Annotated in this window: 14 protein-coding genes and 4 pseudogenes; 4 read left to right on the forward strand and 14 right to left on the reverse strand. The window is 54.7% G+C overall.

Annotation, left to right across the window (positions count from 1 at the left end; all coding sequences use genetic code 11):
• Positions 1-250 precede the first annotated feature (250 nt).
• Entirely contained in the window at positions 251-658 is a 408-nt protein-coding gene (locus GOX53_RS24420) for a GFA family protein (RefSeq protein WP_171181073.1), read from the forward strand.
• A 389-nt stretch (positions 659-1,047) separates the two neighbouring features.
• Positions 1,048-1,535: pseudogene (locus tag GOX53_RS24425) on the forward strand (transposase); the annotation flags it as partial.
• Positions 1,536-1,661: 126 nt separating this feature from the next.
• Here GOX53_RS24425 and GOX53_RS24430 read toward each other — a convergent pair.
• From GOX53_RS24430 to dctP, 12 genes and pseudogenes are all read right to left on the reverse strand, one after another.
• Positions 1,662-1,972: pseudogene (locus tag GOX53_RS24430) on the reverse strand (NAD(P)/FAD-dependent oxidoreductase); the annotation flags it as partial.
• 126 nt (positions 1,973-2,098) lie between these two features.
• Complete coding sequence (gene araD1 / locus GOX53_RS24435; RefSeq protein WP_171181075.1) at positions 2,099-3,088, reverse strand: AraD1 family protein; 990 nt, start codon at positions 3,086-3,088, stop codon at positions 2,099-2,101.
• A gap of 33 nt (positions 3,089-3,121) precedes the next feature.
• Positions 3,122-4,627, reverse strand: coding sequence for an aldehyde dehydrogenase (NADP(+)) (locus GOX53_RS24440; protein ID WP_171181077.1), 1,506 nt, complete (start codon positions 4,625-4,627; stop codon positions 3,122-3,124).
• A 12-nt stretch (positions 4,628-4,639) separates the two neighbouring features.
• Positions 4,640-5,788: a fumarylacetoacetate hydrolase family protein gene (locus GOX53_RS24445; protein ID WP_171181079.1), complete on the reverse strand. Its 1,149-nt coding sequence runs from the start codon at positions 5,786-5,788 to the stop codon at positions 4,640-4,642.
• 37 nt (positions 5,789-5,825) lie between these two features.
• Positions 5,826-6,491 carry an RraA family protein gene (locus GOX53_RS24450; protein WP_217351911.1) on the reverse strand — a complete coding sequence of 222 codons (666 nt, stop codon included), beginning with the start codon at positions 6,489-6,491 and terminating at the stop codon, positions 5,826-5,828.
• Between the two features lie 25 nt (positions 6,492-6,516).
• On the reverse strand, positions 6,517-6,846 hold the full coding sequence (locus GOX53_RS24455; RefSeq protein ID WP_174867718.1) for a hypothetical protein: 330 nt from the start codon (positions 6,844-6,846) through the stop codon (positions 6,517-6,519).
• A complete protein-coding gene (locus GOX53_RS24460) occupies positions 6,843-7,991 on the reverse strand; it encodes a mandelate racemase/muconate lactonizing enzyme family protein (RefSeq protein WP_171181081.1) in 1,149 nt (382 codons plus the stop codon). The genes GOX53_RS24455 and GOX53_RS24460 overlap by 4 nt, the downstream gene beginning before the upstream one ends.
• 30 nt (positions 7,992-8,021) lie before the next feature.
• On the reverse strand, positions 8,022-9,290 hold the full coding sequence (locus GOX53_RS24465) for an FAD-dependent oxidoreductase (RefSeq protein ID WP_171181083.1): 1,269 nt from the start codon (positions 9,288-9,290) through the stop codon (positions 8,022-8,024).
• The gene (locus tag GOX53_RS24470) at positions 9,287-9,679 is read right to left on the reverse strand and encodes a RidA family protein (RefSeq protein WP_171181086.1); all 393 of its coding nucleotides are present in this window, start codon (positions 9,677-9,679) and stop codon (positions 9,287-9,289) included. The genes GOX53_RS24465 and GOX53_RS24470 overlap by 4 nt, the downstream gene beginning before the upstream one ends.
• Before the next feature lie 36 nt (positions 9,680-9,715).
• Positions 9,716-11,008 carry a TRAP transporter large permease gene (locus GOX53_RS24475; RefSeq protein ID WP_171181088.1) on the reverse strand — a complete coding sequence of 431 codons (1,293 nt, stop codon included), beginning with the start codon at positions 11,006-11,008 and terminating at the stop codon, positions 9,716-9,718.
• Positions 11,009-11,020: 12 nt separating this feature from the next.
• A complete protein-coding gene (locus GOX53_RS24480) occupies positions 11,021-11,563 on the reverse strand; it encodes a TRAP transporter small permease (RefSeq protein WP_171181090.1) in 543 nt (180 codons plus the stop codon).
• Between the two features lie 77 nt (positions 11,564-11,640).
• Positions 11,641-12,645, reverse strand: coding sequence for a TRAP transporter substrate-binding protein DctP (gene dctP, locus GOX53_RS24485; RefSeq protein ID WP_171181092.1), 1,005 nt, complete (start codon positions 12,643-12,645; stop codon positions 11,641-11,643).
• A gap of 266 nt (positions 12,646-12,911) precedes the next feature.
• On the opposite strand from dctP, the gene GOX53_RS24490 reads away from it, so the two are divergent.
• Positions 12,912-13,670 carry an IclR family transcriptional regulator gene (locus GOX53_RS24490; RefSeq protein WP_171181093.1) on the forward strand — a complete coding sequence of 253 codons (759 nt, stop codon included), beginning with the start codon at positions 12,912-12,914 and terminating at the stop codon, positions 13,668-13,670.
• A gap of 254 nt (positions 13,671-13,924) precedes the next feature.
• On the opposite strand, the pseudogene GOX53_RS24495 reads toward GOX53_RS24490, so the two are convergent.
• Positions 13,925-14,149 (reverse strand): annotated as a pseudogene (locus tag GOX53_RS24495) (Tn3 family transposase); the annotation flags it as partial.
• Between the two features lie 54 nt (positions 14,150-14,203).
• Entirely contained in the window at positions 14,204-14,887 is a 684-nt protein-coding gene (locus GOX53_RS24500; RefSeq protein ID WP_171181095.1) for an IS6 family transposase, read from the reverse strand.
• A 339-nt stretch (positions 14,888-15,226) separates the two neighbouring features.
• Between GOX53_RS24500 and GOX53_RS24505 the strand changes: the two are divergent.
• Positions 15,227-15,704: pseudogene (locus GOX53_RS24505) on the forward strand (integrase); the annotation flags it as partial.

A 15,704-nucleotide genomic window follows, 5' to 3' on the forward strand; every position in this document is an offset into this window, starting at 1 on the left:
GGAAGATAAGCCTTTGGTATGATAGCAAATCAAGGAAGTTGAAAGGATGAGCCAGCAAAACCTCAAACCACACAAGCTACTTCTTCATTACTCGACCTATCTTGTACCGGTTTCGGATCGAGGCTCTAATCGGCCTAAAAACAGTTGGTGATTTTGGCGCTGCTCTTGACGTCATCCGTATCGGAAAGCTGCGCTCCGTTTCGGTTTCAATCCAAAAAATGCGCCAAACACCACGATCTGGAGGCTTGTAATGGCGGCGGCAATTTGCACTGGTCAGTGTCTTTGTGGAAAAATTGAGGTTCGTATCTCAGCGTCTCCTGAATTTTCGGTTTTGTGTTTCTGTCTGGACTGTCAGAAAATTTCCGGTGGCGGCCATCTTCCACAGTCTGCGTATCTTGGGCAGCACGTGGCAATTAGCGGCGAGCCGAAGCTCTATAGCTGGGAGTCTGACGCCGGGAACACTGTCAGCCTGGGTTATTGTTCTGACTGTGGTTCGCCGATCTACAAAGCGACGTCGAAGATGCCGGAGTTTCTATTCGTCGCGGTAGGTGTTTTGGGCGACCACTCTGGTTTTGAGAGCCCCCATATGGCTTTCGTCGAAAACTGCCGGGATTGGGACAGGTCACGCGATCTCAAACTGAAGGGTCCTCTACAGTGAAGGCTGGTCCAAATTCAATTCGCCAAGACGGTCGCTTCCCTCAATGCGCCCGTAAATGATCAGGCTTGTATTTCGATCGCCGCAGTTTGATGGCCGCCGGAACTACCAACAGGTGTAGCCTGCCCTGCCTCCCAAAGTTCCTGTATTGGGGGACGAGTTCGGCTCGGGGCATGATCGTATAAAAAATGCTGACCTTCGCTGCGCGCTGCATGAACCGTTAAAACGCGGACACTGCGGCCGGTCGACCTCCGCTGACGAATGGCTGGTGTCTGCGCTTATCGTCCGAGTGGCCTAGGGACCGTCGTGTCTGACGTCAGCGCCAATGGGACAGTTTAGGTCGATTTGATAAGAGAGGGTTTCTGGCTCATCGTAACCGCCAAGGAGTGGAGATGAGAAAGAAACCCGGAACCAAGCAGAGCCACGGTGAGAAAGTTGTAAAAGACATCCGCCGCGCCACGCGTAAGCAATATTCAGCAGAAGAGAAGATCAGGATTGTGCTGGACGGCCTGAAGGGCGAAGACAGTATTTCAGAGCTGTGCCGCCGTGAAGGCATTGCCCAGAGCCTCTACTACAGTTGGTCCAAGGAGTTCCTTGAAGCCGGCAAGAAACGTCTGGCAGGCGACACGGCCCGTGCAGCGACATCGACCGAGGTCAAAGATCTGCGCCGCGAGGCACGCGATCTGAAGGAAGTGGTTGCCGAATAGGCTCTTGAACTGCGGTTGCTCAAAAAAAGCATGATCGCGGATGGGGGCGACGACGAATGAGGTATCCCGCATCCGAAAAACTGGAGATCATCCGCCTCGTCGAAGGTTCGCATCTCCCGACCAAGCGCATACGCGTGGCGCGGCGGATGTCTTTTACAACTTTCTCACCGTGGCTCTGCTTGGTTCCGGGTTTCTTTCTCATCTCCACTCCTTGGCGGTTACGATGAGCCAGAAACCCTCTCTTATCAAATCGACCTAAACTGTCCCATTGGCGCTGACGTCAGACATGTCGAGAGGCTCGCTTTCAGCATCTCCCAGCGGCGCGGGTCGGAGGCCAGCAGCAGGCCGCCGATATGGTGCCTGCCCACGTTCTGGCCGCTAATCTCCTCGTCTCGTCGTAGAGCTTGATCGTATAGGACTGCAGCGCGGCAATATTGGGGTCCGAATTCAGAGCGAAATACCCTGCCGCAGCGTGCCATGTGGAGCCAGCGGTCAGCTCGGCACGCTCAACCAGCAAGACATCCTTCCAGCCGAATTTTGCTAGGTGAAAGAGGACGGAAGCGCCAACGATGCCGCCCCCGATAACGACCGCTTGATATGTGTCTTTCATGGTTTTGGTATCTTGAGAAGTTGGTCTGATTGGATCATGCTAGGATTTTTCTGCGGGGCAGTTGAAAGGGACGAATAGGCCGACAGTCGACCCCAGCCTTTGGTTTCTCGGTATCGCGCACACGGCTCACAGTTGGACGACGGTTGGACCATCAACGTGTTGCGTCTTTACTGCATTGCGCAGTGGTCGTCCCAATTGAGGACAATCGATCTCCATGATATCGTTGTCTTGCAAGGTGATACCGTCCGCAAAACTAAGCGTGGCCGTCCCAAAAACGTGCACATTCACGCGGCCAGGCTGTCTGAACAATGGATACTTGAAGTGATGATATTCAAGATTGCTCAAGGCATGGGTCATATTGTCCTCGCCCGAGACAAATGGCTTTTCCCACAGAACCTCGCCGTCCCGGTAAATTCGGCTCATGCCCTGAACATCCGATGGCAGGTCGCCAACCAGAAGTTCCGGCCCCAGCCCACACACACGTAGCTTCGAGTGCGCGAGGAAGAGGTAGTTCTTCCGTTCCATAACATGGTCGGACAATTCATTGGCGAGCGCATAGCCGAGCCGAAAAGGTTGTCCATTCTTGTCGTTCAGGTAGATGCCCGCAATCTCGGGTTCTTCGCCCATGTCGTCCGCCCAATGTGGGCTTTCCATGACCTGGCCGCTTGCGCGCAAAATCGAACCATCACCTTTCCAGAACCACTCGGGCTGAACACCGACTTCGCCGTCGGATGGTTTGCCGCCTTCCAGCCCCATTTTGAAAATCTTCATTGAATCCGAAAGATTATCTTCGTCGCCGGTGACCTTGGCATGCATGGCGTCGCGGGTGTCGGCGCTTCCCATATGGGTCAGCCCCGTACCTGCTACAATAACATGTGAGGGGTCGGGCAGATCGATAACAGGCAGAAGTCTTCCTTCGGCAATCGTCTCTTCATAAGAGACGCTACCGGAAATGCCGACAGCCTGAACCGCCTGAGCCAAACTTTGGCGAGATGCTATTGCCATCTTAGCCAAATCAGCGATGCGTTCCACATTTCCAAGAACCATGAGCTGGTCGCCATTGACTTCGGCTACTGATCGTTTTCCTTCAACCGTCTCAAACTGGACAAGGCGCATGATTTTTCCTTTCTTAGATCCCGCGAACGGGTCTCAAGCCAAATCTTCTGTCAGAAGGGATATGGGGGCATTCTGATAGCAGACCGGGCGCAAAAAACGGCGGATCGACAGTGTTCCCACGGAGGTCGCGCCAAAGTTGGTCGAAGCCGGATAGGGTCCGCCATGCACCATCGCATCGCAGACTTCGACTCCGGTTGGAAAGCCATTGAACAGAACCCGTCCGGCTTTGCGTTCCAGGATCGGTAAAAGTGATAACGCGAGCTCCTTATCTTCATCATCCATGAATGTTGTACAAGTCAGCTGGCCTTTCAGGCTTCGCGCGACTTCTTCAACCTGCTCATGATTTTCCGCCTCAACAACCAGTCCGAGCGGACCAAAGACCTCTTCGGAAAGTGTTCCATTTGCAAACCATTCGCGGGCCGTTGTTCGGAACAGATTAGGCGTTGCATTGCGAGAGTCGCAGGAGGTCGTGAGGATTTCCTGCACGTTGGCATCGGCACGAATCCGATCACGACCATCCCTATAGGCGGCGGCTATGCCATCGGTAAGCATGGCCTGCGCGCTGATTTGTTTCAGCGTCTCAGACGCGGCACGAAGGAAACGATCAGCATCATTACTGGCCTGCACAACAACAATCCCCGGTTTGGTGCAAAACTGGCCGACCCCCATCGTCAGTGAAGCCGCCCAGCTCTCGCCAATTTTTTCAGCGCGTGACGCCAGAGCATGAGGTAGCAGGAACATGGGGTTCACAGAACCTAACTCTCCAAAGAAAGGGATGGGTTCGTCCCGAGCGGCGCACAGATCAAAGAGCGCCCGTCCACCCACCAGCGAACCGGTGAAGCCCACCGCCTTTATGCGTGGATGCTGAACCAGGGCGGCCCCCACATTCCGGCTTCCGCCCTGGATCAAGCTGAATACGCCCGGATGCAGTTGCAGGGCTTTGGTTGCCCGGTCAATTGCCTGCGCGACCAGCTCACCTGTTCCAGGATGTGCAGAATGACCTTTGACCACCACAGGACAGCCTGCCGCCAACGCTGCAGCTGTGTCGCCGCCTGCCGTCGAAAACGCCAATGGAAAATTCGATGCGCCGAAAACAGCGACCGGACCAATCGGGCGCTGAACCAGCTTCAGGTCCGGTCGTGGCAAGGGCTTCCGATCCGGCATCGCGGTGTCATGGCGACGGTCAAGATAGTCCCCCTTCAGGATATGCTCCGCGAATAAGCGCAGCTGGCCGACAGTCCGACCGCGCTCACCGGTCAAGCGAGCCTCGGGCAAACCTGTCTCCTGGCTTCCGACTTCAGTGATTTCATCTCCAAGTGCGTCGATCTCATCAGCAATTCGATGAAGAAACTCTGCGCGCTTGTCCCGGCTAGAATAGCCAAAGGACCAGAAAGCTTCCTCTGCTGCCTCGCAGGCACGCCCGACAAGATCCACCGTTCCGACGGCAAAGTTATGGGCGGAGCCATGAGCAGGCTGTGATGCAAAAGTGCTGGCGCTGCCCAGCCATTCGCCGGCGATCAGATGTTTTCCGTTCAGCATGAGTGTCTCCGTTCAGAGCAGGCCCCGGCGGGCCAAATTGTGCATCAGATGTGAAGCTGCGAAGTCCCAAGGCGGGCATTCGGTCGAAAGGCGCACGGTATTGACCAAAGCACCCAGTTCGGGGTTTGAGATGCTCACGACATCGCCCATTTTGTGTGTGAAACCACCCCCGGGGTGATCGCGGTCTTGGATTGGTGCGAAAAGTGTCCCCATCATCAGCATGAACCCATCAGGATACTGATGGTGTGCACCATAGGCCTGCCCAACCAGGTCCAGCGGGTCGCGGCTGATCTCGGCCATAGTGCTATCACCGTCCATCACAAAGCCATCCTCTCCGGCAACCCGCAAATCAAGTTCAGCTTTGCGCACATCCGCAATGGAATAAGTTTCATCAAAGAGGCGGATGGCAGGTCCTACTGAGCAGGCGGCATTGTTGTCTTTTGCCTTTCCGAGCAGCAGCGCCGAACGGCCCTCGACATCGCGAAGGTTCACGTCGTTGCCAAGCGTAGCACCCTTGACCTCACCCCGGCTGTTTACCGCCAGAACCACCTCCGGTTCCGGGTTATTCCAGCGCGACATTGGATGCAGGCCGACGCTTGCGCCCCAGCCGACCGAAGACAGCGCTTGAGCCTTGGAGAAAACCTCTGCATCCGGGCCGATTCCAACCTCGAGGTATTGCGACCATGCTTTCTCGGCCAGAAGCGCGTTCTTCAGCTCAATTGCCTGATCTGATCCGGGAACAATTCCGGTCAGGCTATCGCCGATGATGGCTTCACAACGCTCGCGGATCGCCTTGGCCCTGGCTGGATCACCAAGTGCCTGCTCTTCAATCACCCGCTCCAGCATTGAGGATACGAAGGTCACACCACACGCCTTGACCGGCTGCAGATCGCAGGGCGCCAGTAAATAGGGCAATTTAGGATCAGGCCGCTCGACAGAGTTCTCCTCGAGCCCGCCCAGCGTGCAAATCACTTCGCCTGAGGCAGACTTGATCCAGTCCGCCGGTTTGTCCTGCTCAAGCAGATCGCGTACAGTCGCCACTTCGCGTGAGGTCACATCGACAATGCGTCCATCGCGCAGGTGGCAAACCGAAGGGCCCGAAACCGCTGGGTTCCAGACCCGCAGAACAAAACAGCCCTGGTCAGGCAAACCGACATGCATTCTCGTATTTCCTTATCCGTTGCGCCAATTTGACCGTTCAGAAGCGCCCGTGGGTCAGATAGGCTTCTTTCGGATCCGTTCCGCTGCGGATAGCCGAGCGGACCTTGTTTTCGGTGTTCATCACTTCCTCGACCTCAGCCACGACCTCTTCAGCAATTTCATCGGGGATAAGGATGGCCCCATCGATGTCGGCAATTAGAAAATCTCCGGGCTTGACGACAACGTCACCGATCTGAACGGGTACTTCCATTTTGTCGACCGACCACGCTCCCACAACATCTTTGGCGGTGTAGAAACGGTGAAAAACAGGGAAACCGATTTTGCGAATGAAGTCGCTGTCCCGGCATCCGCCATTGGTCACATACCCGCGCACGCCACGAGCCTGGAGTGTCTCGGCAGACAGCTCCCCCATCAGCGCGAAGTCATCGGTGTAACCACTGCAAACTACCACGTGGCCTGAAGGAGCTAATGACAGAAAACCCGTCCAGGCCAGCAGCGCATCATCAGCGCTGATACCAGGTTTCGGCGTTCCGGAGATCGTGAAAACAGGACCAGCCAAAACTTGAGTGTCGTCAATTGGGCGGATGTCCTTGGGCAGAACGATATTGTCGATCCCTCTTTCACGCAGAGCGTCAAATACAGCACCGCTATAGCATTTTCCAAGGCGTTCGGTCAGAGCGGCAATTTTGCCATTATCTGTCATGTCTTTCCTTCCCATTCGTAAGACGTCACTTCGAGAGGAATGGCTCGAGCCGCTCGAAGGCCTCCTCCAACACTTCTGCTGGCTGCGCGTAGCAGAGCCGCAGATAGCCTTCCCCTTGCGGACCGAACGCGACGCCCGGCGCCAGCCCAACCTTGGTTTGCGCTAGGATTTCACCAGCCGCAGCGAAACTGTCAGTCAGTCCGTCAACCCGGAAAAAGCAGTAGAAGGCACCATCCGGCTCAATGAACTCCACCCGCGAAAATGCGTTGAGGCGTTCTGCTGTGATTTCGTACCCAGCCCGGCTCTTGCTCAGCAGGCTGGCAATTTCTTCCTCGCCGTCGTGCAATGCTTTCATGTTACTGCCATACCATTCTTCTTGCTGTAGGCTTCCGCGGCCCGGCCAACTGCGTCCTCATTCAGGGAAAATCCAAGACCAGGGCCGGACATAACTGCAATTTTTCCGCCATTCGGCGTCAGATCCGGGTTCTCGACGATGTCTTCCTCTAGCAGTTGCCACATTATCTGATTGCCATCGTCCAGATTGGGCACTCCGGCAACCGCCTGAATAGAGGCGCAGGTTGTGATGCCGGTTTCCCACACGCCGTGCAAACAGACGTTGATGTCAAACAACTGAGCTATCGCGGCGACCCGTCGAAACCCGAGAATACCGCCAGTTTCGTGCAGACCCACGGTCAATAGACTGGCCGCGCCGCTGGCACACATTGCGTGAGCCTCCTCAGGTGTAAATACCGACTGATCTGCCGCAATAGGTACCGAACACGACTGTTTCAACGCCTTAAGTGCCGGCACACCGGAGATTGCCGAAACCGGCTGTTCAACCATCTCGAGATCATACTTGGCGAGTTTTTGAAGCATCACTTGGGCCTCCATCAAGTCCCAGGCCTCGTTCGGGTCGATCCGAAGTCGCTTGTTGCCAATAGCCTTTCTGACAGCTTCGACATTGGCCATATCTTTATCGTTGGCGTGTCCGGCCTTGAGATAAATCACTTCAAAGCCGTCCTGCACCAACTGGCTGGCATGTGCTGCAACTTCTTCCGTACTGTCTCCTTGGACAAACCCCATGAAACTCACCGTGTCATGTATCTTCCCACCCAACAGGGCGTGAACCGGCAGACCCACCGATTTGCCAAGCGCATCCCAAAGGGCCAATTCAACACCTGCAAACGCAATATTGCCTATTCTTGGATGAGATTGGCTGGCGTAATGATGCCCAAAATTTTGCGTAAATAGCTGTTTCATCAAATCGGTGATCTGAGTGATGGGCTGCCCCAACAGGACCGTTTTTGCGGTTAGCAAGAGCGTATGGATTGCCTGTGGGGACGTCATCGTCGGAGCGGTTTCGCCGTAGCCGACGACGCCCGCATCCGTTTCGATCTCGACCAGGATTGTTGTTTGGCCAAGATTCTTTCCCATGGCCCAGACATAGGTTGTCTTGAATTTGGAAAAGAGCGGCGTGAGGCGAATATCTCTTATTTTCATGATCTTGTCTTCCAGTAGGTTTTCTTCGCTCTAGTGTGATCGAGTTACCGCGTAGGTGGATGCGTCCAGAGCCGTTGGCTTGTCCAAGATGAGATCAGCAAGCAACTCTGCCGACCCAGTGGCGAGGGTCCAACCCAGATGGCCGTGCCCGGTATTGACCCAAAGGCCCTTGCTGGATGTTGCGCCAATATAGGGCAGACCGTCCGCACTCATCGGGCGGAATCCAGTCCACGGCTCGCGCTTGCAGCAGTCAATCGTCTGCGCAAGGTTTGGGTAAACGGATTTGGTCAGGCGATCGAGTTGCCGGGTTATTTTGGGGCTTAGAGTGTCGTCATGCCCGGCGAATTCGGCAATTCCGACAGCGCGCAGTTTGCCATTGATTGGAACAATCCCGACATGCATCCCTTCGTCGATAATGGGATACGAAGGCAGGTCGTTGACGCCAGTTGTATCGTATGTGACCGAGTACCCTTTCACGGGGCGCATCAAGATTGATCTTGCATCCTTCGGAGCCAATTTTCTTGTATTAGCTCCAAGGGCCAGAATGGTATTTTTGGCCCGAATATCTCCAATTGTTGTACGCGCGCCGATGACCCTGTCGCCTGACATCAGCAGTTCATTGGCTTGGCAATTGACATGTATTTTTTGACCTGAAGCGACGAGGTCATCGCGGAGGAGTTGGCAGAACTTTCGCGAGTCCGCCACCACATCAGCGGAAAACCGAATTCCACCTGCCAACTGCGGGGCCAACGCTTGAAGGTGCGGCTCAGCCTCAACAGTTTGATCAGGCGTCAGCACCTCCCAATCGAGCCCGACCTCACTGAGGTGACGATTGGATCTGATCTGGGCTTCCAGACTTGATTGGTCGCGGTAGATTTTGATGGTGCCACATTTTTTAGCGTCGAATTGGTCCGCGTATCCTTTGTAGTAGTCTTCAAAGACATCCATGGAGAAGAGCGCGAGTTCGAGCAATTGGCGCCTGTGAAGTTCGTGCAGATGCGGCTTTGAGTTTTTGAGAAAATACAGGCCCCATTTGAGCAGGGTCGGGATAGCTTTCGGCTTAATTCGCACCGTGGGATTTTGTGTCACGAGTGACCTTAAGAGCGTGGCCAATATCCCTGGCGAATTCCACGGCGCGGTCTGTGAAGGCACCAACATCGCACCATTTGCATAGTTGGCCCCAGTGCCGATATCTTCACTAGCCTCCACCAGCACGACCGAGCAGCCGCGTTTGGCCAATCGATGGGCCGTTGTGATGCCACACAGACCACCGCCGATTATGAGCGCGTCTACGTTCACGATTGGCCAGAGATATGGGCGTAGGCGACGATTTCGACCTTTGCTTCCGGCACCAGAATAGCCGCTACAACAACTGTCGCTCTGTTGGGTAGGACCCCGTCGAAAAACTCAGCGTAAACCGTGTTCATACCAGGCGCGTCAGCCAGATCGACCAGGTAGATCAGACACTGGGTGATGTCGGCCATTGTACCGCCCGCCGCTTCGACCGAGGCCTTGATGTTCGTTAATGTCCGCCGGGTTTGTTCTTCGATCGTCCCGTCGACAAATGCTCCATCCTCGCCGAATGACAAATGGGCTGTGTAAAGGACTTCGCCATCGGCTGGTGCTGTGACCGCCCAATTTAACGGTGCTGGAGGTGTAGGCAGGTTTGAAGGTACAGACTTGTGCATGTTGATCCTTTCAACTCGGTTTGGGAAACGGCGCAGTTATGCACCGAAGACCAGATTGGGCAGCCACAGGGCGATTTGCGGGAAAAATGTGGTAAGTAGCAGGGTTGGCAACCAAGCGAACACAATCATCACGATCGTAGGACCGATCACCTTGTTGACAGGAACATCGGTCACGCGGCAACCCAAGTAGAGCAACGGCGCCGTGGGCGGCGTTATGTTCCCCATGCCCAAGTTCACCCCCAGAACTGCAGCGAAGTGGACCGGATCCATCCCGACGCTCGTTACCACCGGCAGCAGGAGCGGCGCAGACAGCAGGATTCCAGAAACGTCATCCATAAGCATGCCGATCAGGATCATAACCAGGTTGACCATCAGAAGAATGACTATCGGGTTGTCAGAGATCGAGAAAACGAGCGATTTTGCCATTCCTGGAATGTCTTCGAAGATCAGGAACCGAGATACGATTAGGACCATGAAGACCATAACCATGACCACCCCGATTGTGACCGCGGATTCACGCAGAACCGAAACGAAAGTAGTCCAGGTCAGGCCCTTGTAGATCCAAAATCCCACCGGCAAGGCGTAGACAACCGCGACGCCGGCGGCCTCGGTCGGAGTCATGATGCCGCCGTAGATGCCACCCAGGATGATAACGGGCATCAACAGCGCCGGCAGTGCGAACCAGGTTCTCTTTCCAAATTCGGCGGCAAAGCTCTCGGGCGGCTCGGCCAACAGGAGATCCTGCCGGTTTCGGAGCATGACATAGTTTACCACGCATAGAAGGAAGACCAGGATAAATGCCGGGCCAACCGTAGCCAGAAAACACCGTAGAACGGATTGTTGCGTGACCCACGCGTATAGGATCTGCGCAGCACTTGGCGGGATCAACAATCCGAGCGGGCTGGCGGCTACGAGAACGGCGGCCGACACTCCTTCCGGGTAATTCGACCGGCGCAAATGCGGCATCATTATCGAACCGATGCAGGTCAATGTTGCCGCCGCACTGCCGGATATCGAACCGAAAACTGCGGATGCAAACACAGCCGCGGCACTTAATCCGGACTTAATTCCACCCACGAAAAGTTCGGCAAGGCCAACGAGCGGCGCCGCGATCTTGCCGCGCTCCATAATGCCGCCGGCCAGAATAAATAGAGGGATCGCCAGAAGCACCACGCTGTTCATCTTCCAGTGCCCTGCCGGCATGAACCCTGAAACATCGTGGCCGCCAAAAACGGAAATGAGGATTAGGACCGCGCCAAAGGCAAGCGGAACCGAAACCCCGATTACGAGCAGAACTATCAGCAATACGATGGAGGCGAGTATTAGCATTGCCGGAGTCTCCTATTCATTCGCATCAGGTTGAATTGCACCAGGCTGCGTGAAAGCCAGAACATAGAGACGGAGGCCAGTAAAAAAGCCCATGAACATAAAACCCACCAATATGGATAGCCGCGGCACCAGAAACGGAATTCTCAGGGCAATCGTCTGTTGCCAATAGGGGTAGCTTTGGATCTCATCAATGATCATCAGCGCCGCCCAGTAGACCGCGAAGAGAAGAACTATGAACTCAACCAAGGTGACAATAAGCGCCCGCACCCGGAGTACTCGAGGGTTGCGTAAAACCTCGCTCAGAAGATCCGCGTTGATATGCGATTCATCGTAGGTGCCAAGAGCCCCCGCCATGAAGAAAAGCCAAAAGCAGATCACCATCAGCCATTCTTCGTAAGCAAATAGATCAGTTTCCAATATGTATCTGAAGATGACCACGAAGAAGAAAGTGAAGGCCATGATCATGCATGAAACACTGACGAAAACTACCTTTGCGGCAAGCATGATCCTGACGGGCCGTTGGAGACGGGCTGGGATTTGATCTGCAAGTTCCATGGTATGAACGCTCTGGCTGGGAATTCAGATCGGGCCCGAAGCTCCTCCGGACCCGACATTGTCAATGGATGTCCAGCTTATTGCCCGGACACCAACCTGTCGAAAACATCGGCGCCGATCGTCTCTTTCGCCATGGGCCAGACTTCGGATTTGATAGCTTCGGAAATCGCGGTGCGTTCTTCAGGAGTGAACTCGATGATTGTCCATCCCGCTTCCCTCAGACTGGCCATGCTAGCTGCGTCTGTTTCCCGAGCCTGCTGATTGTACCACGCCATGCCTTTCTCGACAGCAGCTTCAACGGCGGCGCGCTGCTCGTCGCTCATGTTTTCCCAAGTTCTCTTACTGGCATAAAACGATTGGGACTCGGTAAAGGCGTTGTAGGGCATATAGACCTGACCGACATCGCTTTTCGCAAACAATGTATAGGCTGCATTCGCAGTGCAGCAGATCGCACCATCAACCGTACCTGCCTGTACTGCCGGAATAACTTCGGACCAATTCATCGTGGTTGTCTGAAAGCCCAGCACCTCGGAGGCGGCTTTGACCAGATTGGAGGCCCAAACGCGGATGTGCTTGCCTTTTTGCCCGACACTTGTTGCGTTTTCGGGTTCCTCTGTCAGGACGACCCCGATCAATCCCTCAACGCCTGTGCCGAGATAGACGAGCCCGATACGATCCAGTGTCTCGTTCATGATCTGAGAATACGTCGATTGCGGGTCCCCGAAAACGCTGTCCACCTCGTCCCAGCTTGAAACCAGGAATGGCAGGCTGTTTGCTTCAAGAGCTGGATCCTTGTGGGCATATACGAAGGTGAAGACCAGATCGATATTGCCCCTGATTGTATCCTCCATCAATTCCTCTCCGGAACCGAGTTGGCCGGCCGGGAAAAACTTGACCGACAGGCCGACACCTGCCGCTTCGATTTCTTTGGCGACCATCTCCATTGCTGCATGTGATGGGTCATCGACCGGCCGAACTCCGGCCATCTTGAGGGTGATTTCGTCGGCAATGGCACCTGTTGAAGCAAGACCGGCAAGCGCCAGGCCTAAGATTGCGCTGATCGCATTTCTACGAAATTTCATGGTTCGTCCTCTCCTGTCTTGGGCGCCGCGTGGCGCATTTTTGTATTGACGTTGTCCATTATAACAGACATTATGTCCACAACAGGGTAACTCCACCATGTGAATCGAGTCAAGATGATTGTTCTTGGCTCACCGTCGATGACGTTTGAGCTTTCCAATGGGGTCCCAATTCAGAACCGCTAGAACCAAACAGTAAGCAGTGGTCTATTCGCATGAGATTGAAGAACATTCAGACACAACCAATGAGGCGAGTGAGGTAGGAGGCGATGGCAAAGGTCACGCGCGAACGCGGCATCGACAGGGCAATCGACATACTTGACTGCTTGCACCATCACAGACGGCCAATGGTGGTGAATGAGCTTGCGGCCGCGATGGGTGCACCGCGTTCGACCATATACCAAACGACCAAGCTCTTGCTCAATCGCTCGGTTTTGGATTCTTACAGCGGTGGGCGCGTGTTTCTGGGGCGCAAACTATTTCTCTACGGATCCGCGGTTCCGGAACAATATTCCCTGATCGAACTTTCCAGACCATTCATCGACGAACTGGCCGAAGAACTTGGAGAACGGGTTGAACTCAATAGTTTGGTCGATTGGAAGCAAAGCATTCTTTATGCTGCGGATGGAAAGCGTTCATACTTTTTCCCATTGAACCCAGGCGCCAGCTATCCGCTACCACTGACATCTTCCAGCCGGTTTCTAATCGATGGATTTGACGAGGAAACATTGCGCAGAAACATTCCAGAAGAAGATTATTTTCGGCAAGGTGAGCGCGTAATGACTCTTGATCGTTTTTTGAAGGACAGCCAGGAGGCGAAAGCGCACGGCTATAGTGTCGTCTCAGATCTTCTGGACAACCACCTGTCCTCAATTTCGATGCCGATAATTGACAAGAGTGGGGTGGTATTGTCGACGATAGGAATTGCATTTCCTACGGGCGAAATGGAAGCAAGCAAAGACCGTTTCGTTGAAGCACTAAAGGAAACGGTCGACAAGGTGCGAGAGACGTTCTTGATGGCCGGTTGACCGTTGGTTTCAGGCGGCGATCAAAAGTAACAGATTGCAGTTTCCGGCCCTGTTTCACCCGGTCGGAAAATACCATTCGGAGGCGAAATCATTGGTGCGATGCTCCAATATGACAGTGTTTCTCAATCGGCGTACGACGACGGTATCGACAGCGCAGGCTAAGAGACTTCCTTTAGTTCCAGCTTCAACGATTCAATCTTGCCTCTCCGGGTCTGCTCCGGTAGGGGGCAGGATAGTACGCTAAGCTGGGTGGGCTATCGTTTTGGCCACCTGTACTCGCCGGTCAAAAGAATATGCGCCCATCCGAGTGGTGAGATGTGCGACAGAAGCTCCGGCGGGCTATCTCGACCATCGTCCATTCTTGCTGTGACCGCGCGTCCGAGATGATCCGTGTTCCAATATATGATGATCGCGGCCAGTAGGTTCAGGCCTGCCATTCGATAGTGCTGACCTTCAGCCGTTCGGTCTCGGATTTCACCCGGTTGTGTCGCAAACTTTTTTAACGACCGCGGCCGGCGCTATGCTAGATGCAGCTATCCTGCGATCTCTGCGAACATCCGAAAGCCGGAAGTCTTATTGCTAGAGAATTGCTTCTTGCGGATCATGTTAGCTACCTCAATGCCATCCAATGTTGCGGAAGCTGATCCGAAAGATTTGAACCCGCACATGTGCCGTACGCGCCGTTTGATGAATCTGTGATCCTGTTCAATCATGTTGTTCAAGTATTTGGACCTGATCGTCTGTACTTTGGCTTGACAGCCGAAACGCTTCAGGATTCTGTTCACTTCTCGAATGCCAGCTGCATTGGCGCCACTCTTGTCTATGACGATTTTAGTCGGGATCCCGTTTGAGGAGAGTGCTTTGGCAAAGAACCTGGTGGCTGCTGGTCGATTACGTCGCTGAGACAGCATGAAATCAAGTGTGTTTCCCGCTTTGTCCACTGCTCGATAGAGATACATCCACTTCCCGCGCACACGAATGTAGGTTTCGTCCATTCTCCAAGAACTCTGAGTTGCGCGCTTCTTTGAATGCGCACGAGCAGCGACTATCGGCGAGTATTTCACAACCCACCTATTCAGTGTGGCGTGGTCAACTCGCACACCGCGTTCAGCCATGATCTCTTCTAAATCACGATAGGAAACTGTGTACCGCAGATAGAAGTAAACAGCGTACAAAACCGCATCTTTGGGGAAATGGCAGCCTTTCAAGGAAATCATGCTGAAACCTTTTGGAGAACAATACGCGGACAGCAAACGTCGAATTCTACATGCTCGTCAATCCAGACCCAAAGTTTGCGACACAACCCCCCTTACCCACTTTATGCGCAAAATCTTCTTTTTTTGATCGTTACCTTATAGGTTTCTTCTAATTATAATTACACTTGATAAGTATCGCTTATCATTTCTCATTGATTTGGCCCGCATTCCGGCGCAAACTGCACGCCATGATGCCGCTGAACCGCCTCTCACTTCGCTGGTCCGACGCCGCAAGACCTGTGACGTTGGCCCTGTGTCCCCGCAACCGGCGATTGGCCGGAAAGCCGGGGAGGCGCAGCCATGGGTAGCCCGATCGTTCCCAATGGCCCCCCTGCCCTTTCCGCTGCCGACCAGGAGGCGCTGACCGATCTCTATGTCCGCGGCACCCCCGAGAACACGCTGCGGGCCTATGAGCGCGACCTGCTCTACATCACCGCCTGGAAACAGGCGCGCTTCTCCCAGCCCCTGTCCTGGCCGGAAGACCAGGACGTTGCCCTTGCCTTCATCCTCGATCATGCACGCGATCTGCAGGACGCGGCCGAGGACGACATCGCCCGGCACACCGCGGAGGTTCTGATCGCTCAAGGCTTGCGCAGAGCCCTCCCCTGCCCGGCCCCGTCGACCCTGGACCGGCGCATCGCCTCCTGGCGCGCCTTCCACCGGATGAAGAACCTCGTCACCCCGTTTGACGCGCCGATCGTCAAGCAAGCCCGCGCCAAGGCGCGCCGCGCCGCTGCCCGCCCTCCTGCCCCGAAATCCGCCCACCCGATCACCCGCG

It is taken from the genome of Ruegeria sp. HKCCD8929 (genome assembly GCF_013031405.1).
Lineage (GTDB): Bacteria > Pseudomonadota > Alphaproteobacteria > Rhodobacterales > Rhodobacteraceae > Ruegeria.